The following is a 17,240-nucleotide window of genomic DNA, read 5'->3' on the forward strand; positions in this document are numbered from 1 at the left end:
AAGGGTGAGAGAAATGGTACGTATTGATAAACAGTATATGTCTGAGTTACTACAAGTGTATTTTATTATGGGCAGCAACAATTGCCGTAAAGATCCATTACAAGTTATGAAAGAAGCACTTGATGGCGGAGTTGCACTCTTTCAATATCGTGAAAAAGGTGACGGAGCATTAACGGGAGAAAAACGATATGCATTTGCAAAACAGCTGCAAGCTTTGTGCAAAGAATATCATGTTCCATTTATCGTAAATGATGATGTGGAATTAGCGGTAGCGTTAGATGCAGATGGTGTTCATGTTGGGCAAGATGATGAAAATATTAAGATAGTGCGTGAAAAAATGGGTGATAAAATAATTGGTGTATCCGCTCATACAATAGGGGAGGCTCGTTTTGCAATTGCAAATGGAGCGGATTATTTAGGAGTAGGACCGATTTTTCAAACAAACACGAAAAAAGATGCAAAAGCGGTACAAGGAACGGCAGGATTACGTTTTTTCCGTGAAAGTGGTATTGAAATTCCTATTGTCGGTATTGGTGGTATTACAGCTGAAAATGCTGCTTCTGTTGTTGAAGCGGGTGCAGATGGAGTTTCTGTTATTTCAGCGATTAGCTTAGCAGATTCTCCTTATAATAGCGCTAAAAGATTAGCCAAGTTAGTAAAAAAATAATCAGTTGATATATGAAAAGACCGATTTCTCATATGAAGAAATCGGTCTTTTTTTGTATAAAACAAATTGTGCCGTTTGAAACTAAAGTGTATGAATATACTGCTTCGGAGGCGACAACATGATTACGTTACAAACTATTATAGCTGCTTATGAAAAAATGAAAGGGATTGTACATACGACACCGTTAGATTATTCTAGTACATTTAGTGAACTAGCTCATAATGAAATATATTTAAAGCTGGAGAATTTGCAAAAGACAGGTTCCTTTAAGGTGCGTGGTTCTTATGATAAATATTTAAACAAACGTTTGATTAAAAAGAGCTAGCCCCTTATAAAGGCTAGCTCTTTTGTAATTAAAACATCAGTGAAACAAGAAGCATTCCAATTCCAATTGATGTAATTGTTGCAACAAGACCCGGGATCATAAAGCTATGATTTAACACATATTTACCGATACGCGTTGTACCTGTACGGTCAAAGTTAATTGCTGCAACGATTGTTCCGTAGTTTGGAATAAAGAAATATCCGTTTACAGCTGGGAACATCGCAATTAATAGTGCAGGTGAAATGCCAAGTGTTAATCCAAGTGGTATTAACGCACGTACCGTTGCAGCTTGGCTATATAATAAGATTGATAGCACGAATAGTGCAATTGCAAATAACCATGGTGCACTTGTTACGAGGTCTTGAATAGAACCTTGAATCATTTGTAAGTTACCATTAAAAAACGTATCCCCCATCCATGCGATACCGAAAATCGCAACAACTGCTGTTGCTCCTGCTTTAAAGACGTTACCAGACACGATGCTTTCTACATTTGGTTTACAAAAAATAATAATAAGTGCTGCGATTGTTAGCATAACCATTTCAATGGTGTTTGGCATAGAAAGACGTACAAGTTTTCCGTCTATCATCCAACTAGGACGTAACGTTTCAAAAGACCCAAGAAGAACAACTAGAACCGTTGCAAGTAAAAAGAGGATAACAGAAAGTTTTGCACCTTTCGGGACAGTAAACTCTTTCTTTTCTTCTAGTTTTGGAATCATGCCTTCTTGTAATCGTTTTAAGTATTCTTCATCTTCGTTTAGCTCTTTCCCCATTTTGCTTACGACGAAAGCAGCTAACATACAAGCGATAAAGGTAGATGGAATACTAATTTTTAAAATATCTAATAATGTAATCTTATAGTCAGCAAGCATAGCGAGAAGTGCAACGGTTGCTGCTGAAATTGGACTTGCCGTAATCGCTTGCTGCGATGCAATAACAGCAATTGACATCGGACGCTCTGGTCGAATTCCTGATTCACGCGATACTTCAGCAATGACAGGAAGCACTGAATAGGCAACGTGTCCTGTTCCTGCACAAAGCGTAAATAAATAAGTGACGATTGGGGCGAAGAACGTAATACGTTTCGGGTTTTTGCGGAGCGCTTTTTCTGCAATATGAACAAGATAGTCCATCCCCCCAGCAGCCTGCAAGGCTCCAGCGGCTGTAATAACTGCTAAAATCATAAGCATAACATCGATTGGGGGAGAGGTTGGTTGTAAGTGGAAGAAGAAGACAAAGATTGTCATCCCAACGCCTCCCATTACGCCAAGGCCAACACCTCCAAGGCGTGCGCCGATGAAAATGCAGAGTAATAAGATGATAAACTGTAGCCAGAACATAGTATAGCACCTCCGAGATAATAATTAATTGTTATTATCAAATAATTTCATTATGTAATGATTCGAAAGTTGAATAATAAAATGAATCTTTAAAAATAGCTTTTTTTCATTATATAACACATCAAAAACATGATTTACTCTAGTTGTTAAAATTATGTTACAAAAGGGTTATTTTGGAATTTTATATTCATATATTAAAATAAATATAAAAATAATTTAGGGGTTATAATCTGTGGACAGAGAATTGTGCAATTCTCATAAAAATCCCATATCGTTCATCGAGAAAGGCAAACTTATGGAAGCATAAGGATGCAAAGCTGTAGGGGCTAAGGGCGGATGAGACTAGGCTAGCCAGTTACCGGACTGATAGGGTTGGTTTAGGCTAATGTTTTTTATGTGTAAAGATAATAATAGTAAGAATACTACTACTAGCAACAAATGGGATATTAGTGTGATTCCGATCAATTGCAAGAGCTAGTGCAATCATCGTGACTAGAAGTCCAGCTGAGAAGTAATAACTGAATAGATACTTCTTTTCATACAAAATTAAGAGATATTAACATATCCATACAAATTCCACCTCTCTACATCAATTATTGAGTACAAAATGCATGAAGAGTAACTTGAGGATAGTATTTGTGAGAAGAAAAAATAAATTTGTTTGTTCATAAAAATAATACGTGCTACAATGAAGACGAATTGAAACAGGGGAGCCGGTATGGCTGAGAGGATGTAACAAGACATCGACCCTTAACCTGATCTGGATAATGCCAGCGTAGGGAGTTGTATCAAGAATCGTAGCAATTGTTATTCTATGATAACTTGTATATAAGGCTTTCCTGCTTTTGGCAGGAAAGCCTTTTCTTTTTATACGAAATTTAAGGAGGAATTTATTGTGTCACAGCAAGTTACAGTTTCATTTTCAGTTGTACCACAAGCGAAGCATAAAGATGTATATGCGGTTGTAGATAAAGCGATTGAAGTTGTTCAGAAATCTGGCGTACGCTATGAGGTTGGTGCAATGGAAACGACGATGGAAGGGGAATTAAACGAGCTTCTTGAAATTATTAAACGTGCGCAGCAAGCTTGCGTAGATGATGGGGCAGAAGAAGTTGTTACTTCTATTAAAATCCACTATCGTCCAAGCACAGGCGTAACGATTGATGAAAAAGTGTGGAAGTATCGTGAAGAATATGAAAAAAAAGAAGCGATCTAACATAGCGATTACGACAATTTGGCTGTTCCTTCTCATCGCAATATGGGAAGGAGCTGTTTCCATATTCCATATTGAACCGTGGATTTTGCCAAAGCCTTCTGCAATTGTACATGAACTTATCGAAATGAAAGATTTGTTACTTCCAAATACGATGCAGACTTTGCAAGAAGTGTTCATAGGATTATTTTTTGCAATTATACTTGGAACGAGCATTGCAATTATTATGGATGTGATTCCGTTATTCCGTGTGTTAATGAATCCGTTACTAGTGATTTCACAAACAGTTCCGATTGTTGTACTAGCACCTTTATTTATCATTTGGTTTGGCTACGGAATGCTGCCAAAAGTAATGGTTGTTATTCTCGTATGCTTCTTTCCTATTACACTTAGTATTTTAGAAGGTTTTCAAACCGTAGATAAATCGATGCTAAAGCTACTTCAAACAATGCGGGCAAGCAAGTGGCAAGTATATCAAAAAGTGAAATTTCCAGCAGTACTGCCATACTTTTTTTCAGGATTAAAAATTGCCGTTACATATAGCGTAATGGGGGCCATTATTGGGGAATGGCTTGGGGCAAGTGAAGGTTTAGGCGTTATGCTGACAAGGGCGACGAAATCTTTTTTAACAGCGCGTGTGTTTGGGATCGCTGCTGTTATTGCCTGTGTGACACTACTCTTGTATTTTATTGTTGAATTTATGGCAAGACTAACAGCACCGTGGGTTTACAGAAAGGATGGGAGAAAATGAAAAAAGGGTTAAAAGCATTATTAGCAGCTTCTTTATTATTTACATTTGCAGGCTGCTCAGCAGGGAAGAAAGAAGAGAGTAAAGAGAAGAAAGTAACCGTAGTATTGGATTGGTTTCCAAATACAAACCATACTGGCTTATATGTAGCAAAGACGAAAGATTACTATAAAAAACAAGGGTTAGATGTAGAGATTATTCAGCCAGGTGAAAATACGTCTGCTGAACAAATGATTGCATCAGGAAAAGCTGATTTTGGTGTAAGTTATCAAGAGAACGTAACAACAGCAAGGGTTGAAGATATTCCAGTTGTATCAATTGGTGCGGTTATTCAACATAATACATCTGCATTTGCATCTCTAAAAAAGGATAACATCACATCTCCAAAAGCGTTTGAAGGAAAAAGATACGGTGGTTGGGGAGCACCGGCAGAAGAAGCGACTTTAAAAACAATTATGGATAAGCATCAAGCTGATTATAATAAAGTGCAAAAAGTTGTACTTGGACAAACAGATTTCTTTAAATCTATTGGCCGTGATGCTGATTTTGAGTGGATTTATTATGGCTGGGATGGTATTGAAGCGAAGAGAAAAGGCATTGAGCTAAACACGATTATGCTAAAAGATTTAAACCCAGCATTGGATTATTATAGTCCTGTTATGATTACAAGTGAAAAACATGCAAAACAAGATAAAGATTTTGTGAAGAAGTTTATGAAAGCAACAACAGATGGCTATAACTTTGCAATTAAGGAACCGAAAGAAGCAGCGGATATTTTAATTAAAAATGTACCGGACATTAATAAAGAGCTCGTACAAGAAAGCCAAAAATGGTTAAGTACGAAATACCAAGATGATGCGAAAGCGTGGGGAGTACAGAAGGAAGAAGTATGGACCAATTATATGAATTTCTTATATGACAATAAAGTTATTAAAAAGAAAATTGATGTGAAAGCGGCCTTTACGAACGAATTCCTTCCGAGTGAAAAATGAGCGGATTACAAGTAAAAGACGTTACGAAAATATTTGATGGGAAAACAGTGCTAGAGCATATGAACGTCTTGGTTCAAGAGGGTGAATTTGTCTCTTTCGTTGGACCAAGTGGTTGCGGAAAAAGTACGTTATTAAACATTGTTGCTGGAATTGAACAAGCAAATGATGGAGATGTGCTTTACGAAAACCAATCCGTTATGAATCGTAATATTGTTAGCTATATGCCGCAGCAAGATCTCCTGCTTCCATGGCGTTCAGCTCTTCATAATATTGTATTACCTTTAGAAATTGAAGGACAATCCAAAAGAAAACGGTTAGAAATTGGTATGGAAGCGCTAAGGCAATTTGGACTTGATGAGTATGCAGATCATTATCCAGATGCTTTATCAGGTGGAATGAGGCAGCGTGTTAGCTTTTTACGTACGTATTTATGTGATAAACCGATTATGCTGCTTGATGAACCCTTTGGAAAATTAGATGCATTTACAAAAATGGAAGTGCATAGCTGGTTATTAGAATCATGGCAAAAAGGGAGACAAACGATTATTATGGTTACGCATGACTTAGACGAAGCGATTTTGTTATCAGATCGTGTCTTCATTATGTCACAGCAACCATCAACAATTGTTGGGGAAGTGAAAGTGAACTTGCCGCGCCCTAGAACGATGAACATGTTAACGTCAGAAGAGTTAAAAGAAGATAAAACAGAGATATTAAAAATATTAGCTCCTTATATGAGGAAATAAGACATTACCTCTTAACGGTTTTTGATACAATTATCGTTAAGGGGTTTTTTGTTAAGCAAATATTAACTTAGGAAGAAAATGAAATTGCTGCCATGCAGACAAAAAGGAGCCTGCACTCGCTTTCTCCTTTTGTTTAAACCTCGCATGTGGCAGAAAAAGGCCCTGACCGCTTCTATGCATGGCCAGATGCTCTCGTTTCCCTAAAAAGAAAGGGATTTTTACGGATTCTAAGCAGGAGTTTTAACAAATTTGTAGAATTTAGCATACGATAGAATAAATGTATGGTTTTTGTTTATTCTATATACAAATAATAATTTATAAAGAGGTGAAAGGATAAGATGACTTTATCAACTGTTCTTCAAATGGTTTTGGCTTGATAAGGGAGAAGTCTGCCCAATTTTTGAGTAAAAGCCAACCGAAAGACAGTAGATAAAGAACCTTATTCCTTTTTTACGATAATAATTTGTAATGGATAAGGTGTGTTTGCCTTATCCATTTTTACGTTTAGCGAATTGAATATTGTTTTTTTGTACTGTTCTCTCGTTTGGCTTTAGATGTAAAGCGAAAAGGAGAGAGTAAAATGAGTATGTTATCAGTTGAAAATCTTACCCACATGTATGGGGATAAAATAATCTTTCAAAATATTGGTTTTCGATTACTCCGAGGTGAGCATGTTGGTCTTGTAGGGAGCAATGGAGCGGGCAAATCGACATTACTGCGTATATTAGCAGGAGAGTTACTTCCTGATGAGGGAATGATTGAATGGTTTCCTCATATGAATATCGGTTTTTTACAGCAACATATAGATTTGCAGGCTGGAACAACTATTATGGAGTATTTACAAAGTGCCTTTGCCCACTTGTATGATATCGAAAATAATATGCTGCAAATAGCAGGGAAAATGGCAGTAGGTGATAACCTTGAACAATTGTTAGTGCAATATGGAGAGTTACAAAGTGTACTAGAGCATTCGGATTTTTATCATATTGAGGAAAAAATAGAAATGGTCGCTGCGGGATTAGGAATTTTAGAACTTGGTATGGATCGTGATGTAGAACAACTAAGCGGCGGTCAACGAACAAAACTGTTATTAGGAAAGTTATTATTAGAAGAGCCGCATGTTTTATTACTAGATGAACCAACAAACTATCTCGATAACGTGCATATTGAATGGCTGATGGGGTATTTGAAAAATTATGAACATGCTTATATTGTCGTTTCGCATGATGAAAGGTTTTTAAATGAAATTACGAATGTCATTTATCATTTAGAACATAAAGGACTGAAACGTTATATAGGTAATTATCAAACATTCATAACAAACTATGAGCAACATAAACAGCAATTACAAGTAGCGTATGATAGGCAGCAAAAAGAAATGGAAAGATTAAAGGATTTTATTCAAAAGAATAAAATTCGTAAAGCAAAACAAGCAAAAAGTCGTGAAAAAGTATTAGCAAAAATAAATCAAATCGGAAAGCCAACTGCTGTGCTGCAACCACGTTTTATGTTTCAGGTGTACTTGGAGCCTGTTAGCCGAATTTTAGAGACGAAAGATATGCAGATTGGCTATAAAGAGCCTTTATTTAGCCCGATTGATTTACAAATAAAGCGCGGTGAAAAAATTGCGATTGTCGGCTATAACGGAATTGGGAAAACAACAATGTTAAAAACATTGCTTGGGTATTTGCAGCCATTAAGTGGCACGGTGCAAATAGGAGAGCGTGTAAACCCGGCTTATTTTGCCCAAGAGGAATTTGCCACGGAGCAAACACCGCTTGAGGAAGTATGGTCACTGCGGCCAGATATGACGCAAAAACAGATTCGGCAGGCATTGGCAAGGTGCGGTTTAACTGAGGAGCATATTTTGCAGCCGCTTTGCTCTTTAAGCGGCGGGGAACAAACGAAAGTACGCTTATGTGAATTAATGTTGAAAGAAAGTAATGTACTTGTATTAGACGAACCGACGAATCATTTAGATATTCGGGCAAAGGAAGCACTTAAGAAAGCTCTTATGGAATATGAAGGTACAGTTCTGCTTGTTTCCCATGAACCAGATTTTTATAAAGAATGGGTGACGCAAGTTTGGACGGTGCAAGACTGGTGTAAACGCGCTTAATAGTGAGGAAAATGTTTCTTGTTAATGGAATAAACTATAGAAGAGAGGAGGTGGTGGAGTCATGGATATCTTTTCGATTCTTGCTGAGGAACGTATTCGGCAAGCGCTGAAAGATGGTGAATTTGCAGACCTGCCAGGGAAAGGGAAACCCCTTCAGTTAGAAGATTTATCGATGATTCCAGAAGAACTTCGCATGAGTTACAAGGTTTTAAAAAATGCTGGTATGATTCCTGAAGAAATGCAGTTGCAAAAAGAGCTGTTAAAAATTGAAGATTTATTGGCTTGTTGTCATGATGAGGCAGAGAGAAAACAATTACACGAAGAATTAACAGCGAAATCACTTCGTTTTCAGCAACTGATTGAAAGACGCAAATTAAAAGAAACAGCTACATTTAATATATACCGCGATAAGATATTTCGAAAATTTTTGTAAGGGAGTTCGTATAATTTTGAAGTAAACGAGAGCTAACAATTGTTATCTGTACTATTAGTTTGAAATTAATCATAATATAGGTAAAAATGTAATTTTATTGGAGGATATGGAGGGGGTTTTGGCGAAATATTTAATTGTGATTGCTTTCCCTGAAAAATATAAATCGTACTCTAGTTGAAGGGTGAAAGGGGGATTTTAGAATGGAAATGGTAGTAGGCGTTATGTTTTTTATTTTACTGTTTGCCATTATTGTAAAGGCAAGTGCATCCAGTGGAAGAAAAAGAGGACGAAAACGATATAATTCCGATTCAACGGATAGTACAGGATATAGTGCACCAATATTTTTTGCAGGATCTAGTGATAGCTCGGGAGATTGCGGAAGTTCTTTTGGCGGAGATGGTGGCAGCTGTGGCGGTGGAGATGGCGGCGGCGGTGGAGATTAATGTAGAAACGCGCCTGAAAAGGCGCATTTTTTATTGTTTTGAAATGTAAACAAACGTTTGATTAGTTGGGGGAAAGCCTTGTGAAATGTATTAAACAAACGTTTGATTAATAAAGAGAAAAAGAGATAAAGAGGGAATATAGAATGGAAAAAAAGCCGAAAGTAAAAAACAAAGGGAAAATGATTGCATTTGCTGTAGTAGCAGGGGGAGTTGTTCTATTTAAGGTGGCGTTAAAAGTAGGGAAATTGTATACGATTCATAATTGGATCGATAAGATATTTTCTTAAATAAGAAAATTGCCTCTTGTAAGGAAGGGGCAGTTTTTGTTAAAATTAGACTGAACGGTCGGTTTGGTGAGGTGTAATGATGAGAAAGAGTGCTGAAGAAATTAAAAGAGAAATTGCTTATAAAGCTGAACAATTATTTTCAAAAACAGGGTATGCAGCAACATCTATGGAAGATATTTGTGAAGTTACTGAGCGGAGTAAGGGCAGTATTTACTACCACTTTAAAAGTAAAGAAGAATTGTTTTTATTTGTAGTGAAACAGCATACGTACGATTGGCTGGAAAAGTGGGCAGAAAAAGAAAAACAATATCATACAAGCACGGAAAAGTTATATGGCCTTGCTGAATATTATGTGGAAGATGTCCAAAACCCAATTTCTAGCACAATTGAAGAATTTCTAACGAGTCAAGTTGTAAGGAAAGATATAATGGATGAAATGATAGCCTTAACTCGTGAATCGTATAGTATTTTTAAGAAGCTAGTCGAAGAAGGGATGGCATCAGGTGAATTTCGCCAAGACGATGTAAATGATCTCATGTACGTTGTGAACGGTCTATTAGCTGGGCTTGGACCATTATATTATGAAATGAATGCAGAGGAAATGAAGCGGATTTATAAAAAAGCAATTGATGTTTTATTACAGGGAATGGCAGCTGGATCGTAATGTCAGCAGCTTTTCTTTTAAAACAAATTAGACTGAACGGTCGGTTTAGTGAAGGGGAGATATGATGAATGCTTTGTTAAAAAATCGAGTGTTTCTGCTTGTAATCGCTTCTGATATTTTACAGCAATTTGCGATTTGGATCCGAAATATGGCGCTTTTGTTTTTTGTTATGGAACATACAAATAATGATCCTGTTGCTGTCTCTTTATTGTCTGTCATGGAATATGCACCTATATTCATTTTTTCATTTGTTGGAGGTGCCTTGGCTGATCGGTGGAATCCAAAGCGCACAATGATTACAGGAGATATATTAAGTACGCTATCTATCGTCATGATTGTTTTCTTATTAAAGCTTGGATATTGGCAAGCGTTATTTGCTGCAACATTTGTGTCAGCGGTCGTCAGCCAATTTTCACAGCCAGCAACTTCACGAATTTTTAAACATCATGTTGAAGAGGAACATGTTAGTGCAGCCGTTGCAATATCTCAAAGTTTACAATCATTGTTCCTTATCTTTGGTCCAGTCGTAGGAACATTCGTATATACACAGCTTGGGTTATTTGTATCATTCTATAGCTTAATCATTATTTTTGCTTTATCAGCTCTTTGTCTTTCGTTTCTGCCAGGGTGGATGAAAGACAAAGAGGTGATGCAATCTTCTTTATGGAATGATATAAAAGAAGGTTGGTTGTATGTGTTACGTTCGAATCCTTTACGAATGCTGGTGGCTACTTTTTCGATCATTGGCTTAGCAGCAGGTTTAGTACAACCGCTTGAAATCTTTCTCGTTGTGGAGCGATTAGGAATGGAGAAAGAAGCTGTCCAATATTTAACTGCAGCTGATGGCATTGGGATGTTAATTGGGGGCGTTGTGGCAGCTCTGGTTGCTACAAAAGTAAAGCAGAAACATTTGCTTGTTTTTGGAATGCTCATTTTAGCCGTCTCGTTTGTTGTAGAAGGATTTTCAACTTCGTTTTGGATTACAGTATGCATGCGTTTTATAACAGGAATTTGTTTAGCTTGTGTAAATATCGTAATAGGAACGTTTATGATTCACCTTGTAGATGACAACATGATTGGCCGGGTAAATGGAACGGTATTACCACTATTTATGAGCACGATGTTAATAGGTGTTTCGTTAGGAGGAGTATTGAAGGAAACAACTTCGCTTGTGATCGTATTTAGCATAGCGGCGGTACTAGGGCTAGCAGCTGTTTTACCGGTACTTCGAATGAAAATAACACAAAAACAAGAAGTGTAAAAGAGAGGATACACTAGGAAAAGTAAATCCATCATAAGAACGCTCTCCCATATAAGCTGGGAGAGCGTTTTATTATAATGTTTCTGGTTTTTGAGAAGGTTCTGTTACAGAAGCAGAAGAAGCCTCTGGTACACGTGTTAACAGAAATCCTCCAATTATAAATAGTACGATAACACTTAAAACACCAGCGTTTGTTTTACCAGTTAACTGCGTTGTGACACCGACGAGAACCGGGCCCATAATGGCTGCGAACTTACCAAAGATGTTATAAAATCCAAAGAATTCGTTTGCGGAGTCTTTCGGAATGAGCTTTGCAAAATAGGAGCGGCTTAACGCTTGAATCCCTCCTTGTGAAGTAGCAACGAGCATCGCTAAAATCCAGAAATCTAGTGTTGTTTTTAGGAAATAAGCGTACGTACAAATAATAATATAAATAATAATACCAACATATAGCATTTTCTTGCCGGTAAATGTTTCAGATAACCTCCCATATAATAATGCAAATGGACAGGCGACAATTTGTGTAACGAATAAAATAATTAATAAATTTGTTGCGCTAATTCCAAGGTCTGTTCCATAGGCTGTTGACATTGTAATGATTGTATCGACTCCATCAATGTAGAAGAAATAGGCAAGGAGGAAGAAAAAAACTGTTCGGTATTGACGGATATTTTTAAATGTATAAATAAGGCGTTTAAAGCTTGTTATAACAGGATTTGGCTCACGTTCGATAAAATAGCGCTGTTCAACGTTTTTTAACATAGGAATTGTAAAGAGTCCCCACCAAAGCGCTGTAATTGCGAATGAAACCTGGCTTGCCACGCCAACTGATAATGGGATGATCTCTTTTTGCGAAAGAATAATAAGAGTCATGCAGCCGATAAATGGAATCGTGCTCCCAATATAGCCAAGGGCAAAGCCGCGTGTTGAAATACGGTTCATTCGTTCCTCTGTCGTCACATCTATTAAAAAAGCATCGTAAAAAATATTTGCTCCTGCAAATCCAATTAAGGCGAGCATATAACAGCAAAGTAAGAGAATCCACTGCGAAGTTGGTACTACCGCCAACATACCTGTAAAAATAATGCCTAATAGGAAAAAGAATGTGAAGAAACGTTTCTTAAATCCTTTATAATCAGCAATTGTACCAAGAATTGGAGCAAGTATAGACACAAGAAGTGTTGCAAAGGAATTAGCATACCCCCAATATGCAGTTGATGTTGTACCTGCAAGTCCAGCTTCTTTAGCGGCTGCTTTAAAGTAGATTGGAAATAAAGCAGTTGTAATAACAAGCGAATACACTGAGTTTGCCCAGTCATATAATATCCAGCTTTTTTCTGGCCTGGACATTTTTTTCATATATGTTCCCCCTCTAATCAATGTAATGTTATTGTACAAAAAGGAATTTGTAAAAAAGATAAACTAACTGAAAATTTACATAATTTTTACATAGCTTTACAATTCCAATAAATCCTCTATAACCGTACCGTCTGTTTCACCAAGGTGTAATCCAAGTAATCTTGCAATTGTAGGACCTTCATCAATTAGTCGCATGTGCGGAATAATGGCGCCTTGACGAATTCCTTTACCAGCTGCCATGAAAATTGTTTCGTAATTTGGTTTTGATGGAGAATAGCCATGGGTACCAAACGTATATTTTTTATTAGAGGTTACATCTTCTCTTGTAATCTCTCTTATCAAGTTTCCGGTATGATTTTCTAAAAAGTAATAGCCTTCTCGTGCTTCCAGCATAAAGAGGCAATTTCCATCGGCACCGAAATCTTTTGCTTCCTCATCAGTTAATAGAAATTCTATGCCGTTTTCTTTATCTTGTATGAGCTCTTGTAGTAAACGGTGTACACTTCCGATTGTTTCTGTATCATTTTTATCTTTTACGTATACATATGCTGAGCCGTCACAGCTTTGACAATAAGCTTTCCAATTTGTTACTTCTCCTTTTTTATTTACAGTAAGGAGTCCTTTTTCACGCAATAAGACATTTAATTGGATTGCTTTATGTTCATCTAATGCGCTGTGATCTCCCAGTGCAACGATGGTTGTTTCTTCATACATATCGCTTTCGTGCAGCGCATCAATAATTGCACCTAGACGTTTGTCATGGCGATGAATCGCTGCGACTGTTTCCTCAGAAGAAAATCCATGATAATGGCGCTGTGTATCTAAGTCAGTGAAATGAACAAACATAAGATTTGGTTTTTTCTTTTGAATTGTATGTACCGCAGAAGCAAGTACAAAATCATCTAGCTCCGGTTGTGACAAACCATTCCGAATGTGACCAAAACGCTGATTTAATTCTAGTTGATACAATGGACTCCCGCTAAATAAGGAAACGAGCACTTGATTTTGCCATGGACGATTTGGAAAAATTTCTGGCATGTTGTAGTCAATTTGTGCTTTTCCTGTTACCGGCCATAGAAGTGCAGCTGTTTTTAAATTTGCTTTTCGCGCTTCATCATAAAGGGTTGTTCCTTGAATCGAGCGACGGTACCAGTGCCAGTCCGGGGATTCTTTTCCGGGCTGTAGTAATGTATTGTTCACAACCCGATGCTTTGCAGGGTAATTTCCGGTCACAATCGTTGTATGGCACGGATATGTAACAGATGGATAAATACTTTCAACTTTTTCGGCGTATGCACCACGTTTTAGTAAAGAACTGAAGTGAGGAAGGGTTTGTAATATAGGAAAATCTAAAGCTGATAAACAATCAAAAGATAAAACAATAACATGTTTTGCTGCAGGTTTGTTCATAGAAAATACCTCCAAAAGTTCTACAACCTATTTATATATATTACTATTAATACTTGGTAATAAAAACTACTGCTAATAAGAAAGTTTTTTTAGAATTTTGAGACTTATAAACATATAATAGAATTAAGGGAGTGAAAATGATGGAATTTTTTTTAATGAGTAGCATAATCACAACGGTTCTCATTTTTTTAATTTCGTTCACATTACGCAAAAGTTTTCCTAATCGTTCGCTTGATATTTTGTTCGGACTTATTATGATTATCATTTGCTTGGTTGGTTTTTTATGTACGTTATTTTTTATTGGTGGATGGGAAGGCATGGGATATGGTTTCTTATGTTTTTTTCTATTAATTGGAACACTTATTGGGATGTTACTTCATCAAATCGTGAAATTTTTTCGAGAGAAATATATGTAACAAAAGTATAAAACAAAATAAATAGAAAAGAATATATAAAAAATCAAAAAATTCCCTATTGCGTTATAATTGAGTGTGTATTATGATAATCAAAAAATTTATATTGTTATGACGATGAAAAAGGATTAGTACATATTCCATCTTTTTGCAGAGAGAGAATCCAGTGGCTGAGAGATTCTTAAAAGACAATATGGAACCTACCTTTGAGTTCTGCGTATGCAGCGGGAATTCCCGTTATCAAACAAGAGAGCATATACATGTTGTATATGAATCAGGGTGGTAACGCCGGCAAAAAGCTCGGTCCCTATTTTAGGGATGCGGGCTTTTTTTATTTTTAGAAGGAGGAAAAGAAGATGAAAAAAGAACAAGTACAAGCCATTACAAAAATGGAAGAAGATTTCGCACAGTGGTATACGGATATCGTAAAAAAAGCTGAACTTGTTGATTATTCAAGTGTAAAAGGATGTATGATTTTACGTCCATATGGGTACGCCCTTTGGGAAAACATTCAAAAAGTAATGGATGAAAAGTTAAAAGAAACAGGTCATGAAAATGTATATATGCCAATGTTTATTCCAGAAAGTTTACTTCAAAAAGAGAAGGATCATGTAGAAGGTTTTGCGCCGGAAGTAGCGTGGGTAACGCACGGCGGGGATGAGGAATTAGCTGAGCGTCTTTGTATTCGTCCGACATCAGAAACGTTATTCTGTGAGCATTTCTCGAAAATTGTTCAGTCGTACAATGATTTACCAAAGCTATATAATCAATGGTGCTCTGTTGTTCGTTGGGAAAAAACAACACGTCCATTTTTACGCACAACCGAATTTTTATGGCAAGAAGGTCATACAATTCATGAAACAGCGGAAGAGTCACAGCAAGAAACGATTAACATTTTAAATATATATGCATCGTTTTGTGAGGAGTATTTAGCAATTCCGGTTATAAAAGGGCAAAAGACGGAAAAAGAAAAATTTGCAGGGGCGAAAGCGACCTACACAATTGAAAGTTTAATGCATGATGGCAAAGTGTTACAAACGGGTACGTCGCATAATTTTGGCACGAATTTCACAGAAGCATTTGATATTAAGTTTCTAGATCGAAATGGGAAGTGGCAATATGCCCATCAAACATCTTGGGGTGTATCAACGAGAATGATCGGCGGCCTTATTATGGTGCATAGTGATAATAATGGACTTGTATTACCACCAAAGATTGCACCAACGCAAGTGATGATTGTACCAATTGCACAGCACAAAGAAGGCGTGTTAGAAAAAGCAACTGAGCTTCAAACTCGTATTCAAAAAGTTGCGCGGGTGAAAATGGATGCAAGCAACAAAACACCAGGCTGGAAGTTTAACGAATATGAGATGAAAGGTATACCAATTCGTTTAGAAGTAGGGCCGAAAGATATTGAAAAAAATCAAGTTGTCCTTGTGCGCCGTGATACGAAAGAAAAAGAATTTGTAGCTATAAATGAATTAGAAGAACGTATTACAAAGCTACTTGAGGATATTCAGCGGTCTCTATTTGAAAAAGCAAAAGCGCTGCGTGAAGAAAAAACGTATACGGCTATTACTTTTGAAGAGATGAAGCAAGTAGCAGCAGAAAAGCAAGGATTTATTAAAGCAATGTGGTGTGGAAGCCTTGCTTGTGAAGAAAAGTTAAAAGAGGAAATAGGCGTTACATCACGTTGTATGCCATTTGAAAAAGAGGAATTAGCTAAGCAATGTGTGTGCTGTGAGAAAGATGCAAAGCATATGGTGTATTGGGGTAAGGCATATTAAATAATGGATATAGTTACTTGTGTGGCAGTAAATGAGTATAAGGGAAAAGGTTAGCGAAATGCTAACCTTTTTCAGCATTGTAAAGTGCATTTTCTTTGATTTTATTAAATATTAATAATTTTCCAATAATTACAATAGTGGTATTTATGCTATAATATTAGATGAGAAAATAAGGAAAGGAAGTGAATAGAGAATATAAAAATCCTTATATTCTAATAAATAATGGAAAGAACAACGAAGCAAATAATAGCAGGTACATTTATAGCGACAGGAGCATCTCTTATTTCTACAAATGCTTTTGCACAAGAAGAAAGCACAGCTACAGTAAACGCGACAAATTTAAATATACGTCAACAACCAACAACACAAAGTCCAATTGTCGGACAAGTAAAGCAAGGAACAACTGTAAAGGTATTAGGAGTACAAAAAGATTGGGCAAAAGTTTCTTACAATGGTAAAGAAGGATATGTTTCATTGCAGTTTTTAAAGATAGCAGGAACGAAGCCTACAATAGAGTCGAAGCAACAACCAAGTATTAATAGTGAACAACGTGAAACGGGTGTTGTAACAGCAGCACGTTTAAATGTTCGTAATAGTCCTGAAATAGGTAGTACTCTTCTTGGAAGTGTTCAAAAAGGAGAGAGTGTTACCATTATAGGAAAAGCAAATGGTTGGGCAAAAATTGAATACAAAGGAAAAGAAGGGTATGTTTCGCTAAAGTTTGTGAAGTTAGAAGGTAAGGAAGCAGAGAAGCCAGCGGAAAATATTGCGACAGGTACACAAGAGACAGGAACAGTAACAGCAGTAAGTCTGTGGGTAAGAAGCGAAGCAAACAAAAGCAGTGAAATTCTGGGGAATTTAAACCACGGCGAGAAAATAACGGTACTAGGAACAGCAAACGGCTGGGCGAAGATGACATACAAAGGAAAAGAAGGTTATGTTTCGCTAAAGTTTGTGAAGTTAGAAGGAAAAGCAGCAGAGAAGCCAGCGGAAAATATTGCGACAGGTACACAAGAGACAGGAACAGTAAC

17 protein-coding genes, 1 pseudogene, 2 riboswitches and 1 other annotated feature are annotated in these 17,240 nt (G+C 36.9%); of the genes and pseudogenes, 15 read left to right on the forward strand and 3 right to left on the reverse strand.

Translation table 11 applies throughout. The annotated features are described in order from the left end of the window. Positions 1–13: 13 nt before the first annotated feature. On the forward strand, positions 14–667 hold the full coding sequence (thiE, locus tag BM350_RS23330; RefSeq protein ID WP_090917772.1) for a thiamine phosphate synthase: 654 nt from the start codon (positions 14–16) through the stop codon (positions 665–667). A gap of 118 nt (positions 668–785) precedes the next feature. Then, a pseudogene (locus BM350_RS23335) lies at positions 786–968 on the forward strand (threonine ammonia-lyase); the annotation flags it as partial. Between the two features lie 52 nt (positions 969–1,020). Here BM350_RS23335 and BM350_RS23340 read toward each other — a convergent pair. Next, positions 1,021–2,334: an anaerobic C4-dicarboxylate transporter family protein gene (locus BM350_RS23340; RefSeq protein ID WP_090917774.1), complete on the reverse strand. Its 1,314-nt coding sequence runs from the start codon at positions 2,332–2,334 to the stop codon at positions 1,021–1,023. Positions 2,335–2,610: 276 nt separating this feature from the next. After that, positions 2,611–2,697: riboswitch (cyclic di-GMP riboswitch) on the forward strand. A gap of 333 nt (positions 2,698–3,030) precedes the next feature. Then, a riboswitch (TPP riboswitch) is annotated at positions 3,031–3,133 on the forward strand. A 96-nt stretch (positions 3,134–3,229) separates the two neighbouring features. Between BM350_RS23340 and BM350_RS23345 the strand changes: the two genes are divergently transcribed. The 10 genes from BM350_RS23345 (at position 3,230) to BM350_RS23390 (ending at position 11,240) form a co-directional block, all read left to right on the forward strand. Next, positions 3,230–3,550 (forward strand): MTH1187 family thiamine-binding protein, encoded by a 321-nt coding sequence (locus tag BM350_RS23345; RefSeq protein WP_090917776.1) that lies wholly within the window; start codon positions 3,230–3,232, stop codon positions 3,548–3,550. Then, entirely contained in the window at positions 3,498–4,298 is an 801-nt protein-coding gene (locus BM350_RS23350) for an ABC transporter permease (RefSeq protein WP_090917778.1), read from the forward strand. The genes BM350_RS23345 and BM350_RS23350 overlap by 53 nt, the downstream gene beginning before the upstream one ends. Beyond that, a complete protein-coding gene (locus BM350_RS23355) occupies positions 4,295–5,287 on the forward strand; it encodes an ABC transporter substrate-binding protein (protein WP_090917780.1) in 993 nt (330 codons plus the stop codon). The genes BM350_RS23350 and BM350_RS23355 overlap by 4 nt, the downstream gene beginning before the upstream one ends. Continuing rightward, complete coding sequence (locus tag BM350_RS23360; protein WP_090917782.1) at positions 5,284–6,033, forward strand: ABC transporter ATP-binding protein; 750 nt, start codon at positions 5,284–5,286, stop codon at positions 6,031–6,033. Before BM350_RS23355 ends, BM350_RS23360 begins: the two co-directional genes overlap by 4 nt. Before the next feature lie 580 nt (positions 6,034–6,613). Beyond that, a complete protein-coding gene (locus tag BM350_RS23365; RefSeq protein WP_090917784.1) occupies positions 6,614–8,152 on the forward strand; it encodes an ABC-F family ATP-binding cassette domain-containing protein in 1,539 nt (512 codons plus the stop codon). 61 nt (positions 8,153–8,213) lie between these two features. Continuing rightward, positions 8,214–8,585 carry a DnaJ family domain-containing protein gene (locus BM350_RS23370; protein WP_090917786.1) on the forward strand — a complete coding sequence of 124 codons (372 nt, stop codon included), beginning with the start codon at positions 8,214–8,216 and terminating at the stop codon, positions 8,583–8,585. A gap of 200 nt (positions 8,586–8,785) precedes the next feature. Continuing rightward, complete coding sequence (locus tag BM350_RS23375; protein WP_090917788.1) at positions 8,786–9,028, forward strand: hypothetical protein; 243 nt, start codon at positions 8,786–8,788, stop codon at positions 9,026–9,028. 143 nt (positions 9,029–9,171) lie between these two features. After that, complete coding sequence (locus tag BM350_RS23380) at positions 9,172–9,315, forward strand: histidine kinase (RefSeq protein WP_090917790.1); 144 nt, start codon at positions 9,172–9,174, stop codon at positions 9,313–9,315. A 79-nt stretch (positions 9,316–9,394) separates the two neighbouring features. After that, positions 9,395–9,979 (forward strand): TetR/AcrR family transcriptional regulator, encoded by a 585-nt coding sequence (locus tag BM350_RS23385; protein ID WP_090917792.1) that lies wholly within the window; start codon positions 9,395–9,397, stop codon positions 9,977–9,979. A 64-nt stretch (positions 9,980–10,043) separates the two neighbouring features. Beyond that, a complete protein-coding gene (locus tag BM350_RS23390; RefSeq protein ID WP_090917794.1) occupies positions 10,044–11,240 on the forward strand; it encodes an MFS transporter in 1,197 nt (398 codons plus the stop codon). A gap of 72 nt (positions 11,241–11,312) precedes the next feature. On the opposite strand, the gene BM350_RS23395 is transcribed toward BM350_RS23390, so the two are convergent. Beyond that, positions 11,313–12,599 (reverse strand): MFS transporter, encoded by a 1,287-nt coding sequence (locus BM350_RS23395; protein WP_090917796.1) that lies wholly within the window; start codon positions 12,597–12,599, stop codon positions 11,313–11,315. Between the two features lie 96 nt (positions 12,600–12,695). Continuing rightward, entirely contained in the window at positions 12,696–14,009 is a 1,314-nt protein-coding gene (locus BM350_RS23400; RefSeq protein ID WP_090917798.1) for an alkaline phosphatase family protein, read from the reverse strand. 140 nt (positions 14,010–14,149) lie between these two features. Between BM350_RS23400 and BM350_RS23405 the strand changes: the two genes are divergently transcribed. From BM350_RS23405 to BM350_RS23415, 3 genes are all read left to right on the forward strand, one after another. Further along, entirely contained in the window at positions 14,150–14,425 is a 276-nt protein-coding gene (locus BM350_RS23405) for a YesK-like family protein (protein ID WP_090917800.1), read from the forward strand. Positions 14,426–14,530: 105 nt separating this feature from the next. Next, positions 14,531–14,734, forward strand: a binding site (T-box leader). A 44-nt stretch (positions 14,735–14,778) separates the two neighbouring features. Continuing rightward, on the forward strand, positions 14,779–16,209 hold the full coding sequence (proS, locus tag BM350_RS23410) for a proline--tRNA ligase (RefSeq protein ID WP_090917802.1): 1,431 nt from the start codon (positions 14,779–14,781) through the stop codon (positions 16,207–16,209). A gap of 222 nt (positions 16,210–16,431) precedes the next feature. After that, a partial coding sequence (locus BM350_RS23415; protein WP_170857759.1) for an SH3 domain-containing protein occupies positions 16,432–17,240 on the forward strand: 809 nt, incomplete at its 3' end.

Source organism: Bacillus sp. 103mf, from assembly GCF_900116295.1.
GTDB lineage: Bacteria > Bacillota > Bacilli > Bacillales > Bacillaceae_G > Bacillus_A > Bacillus_A bruguierae.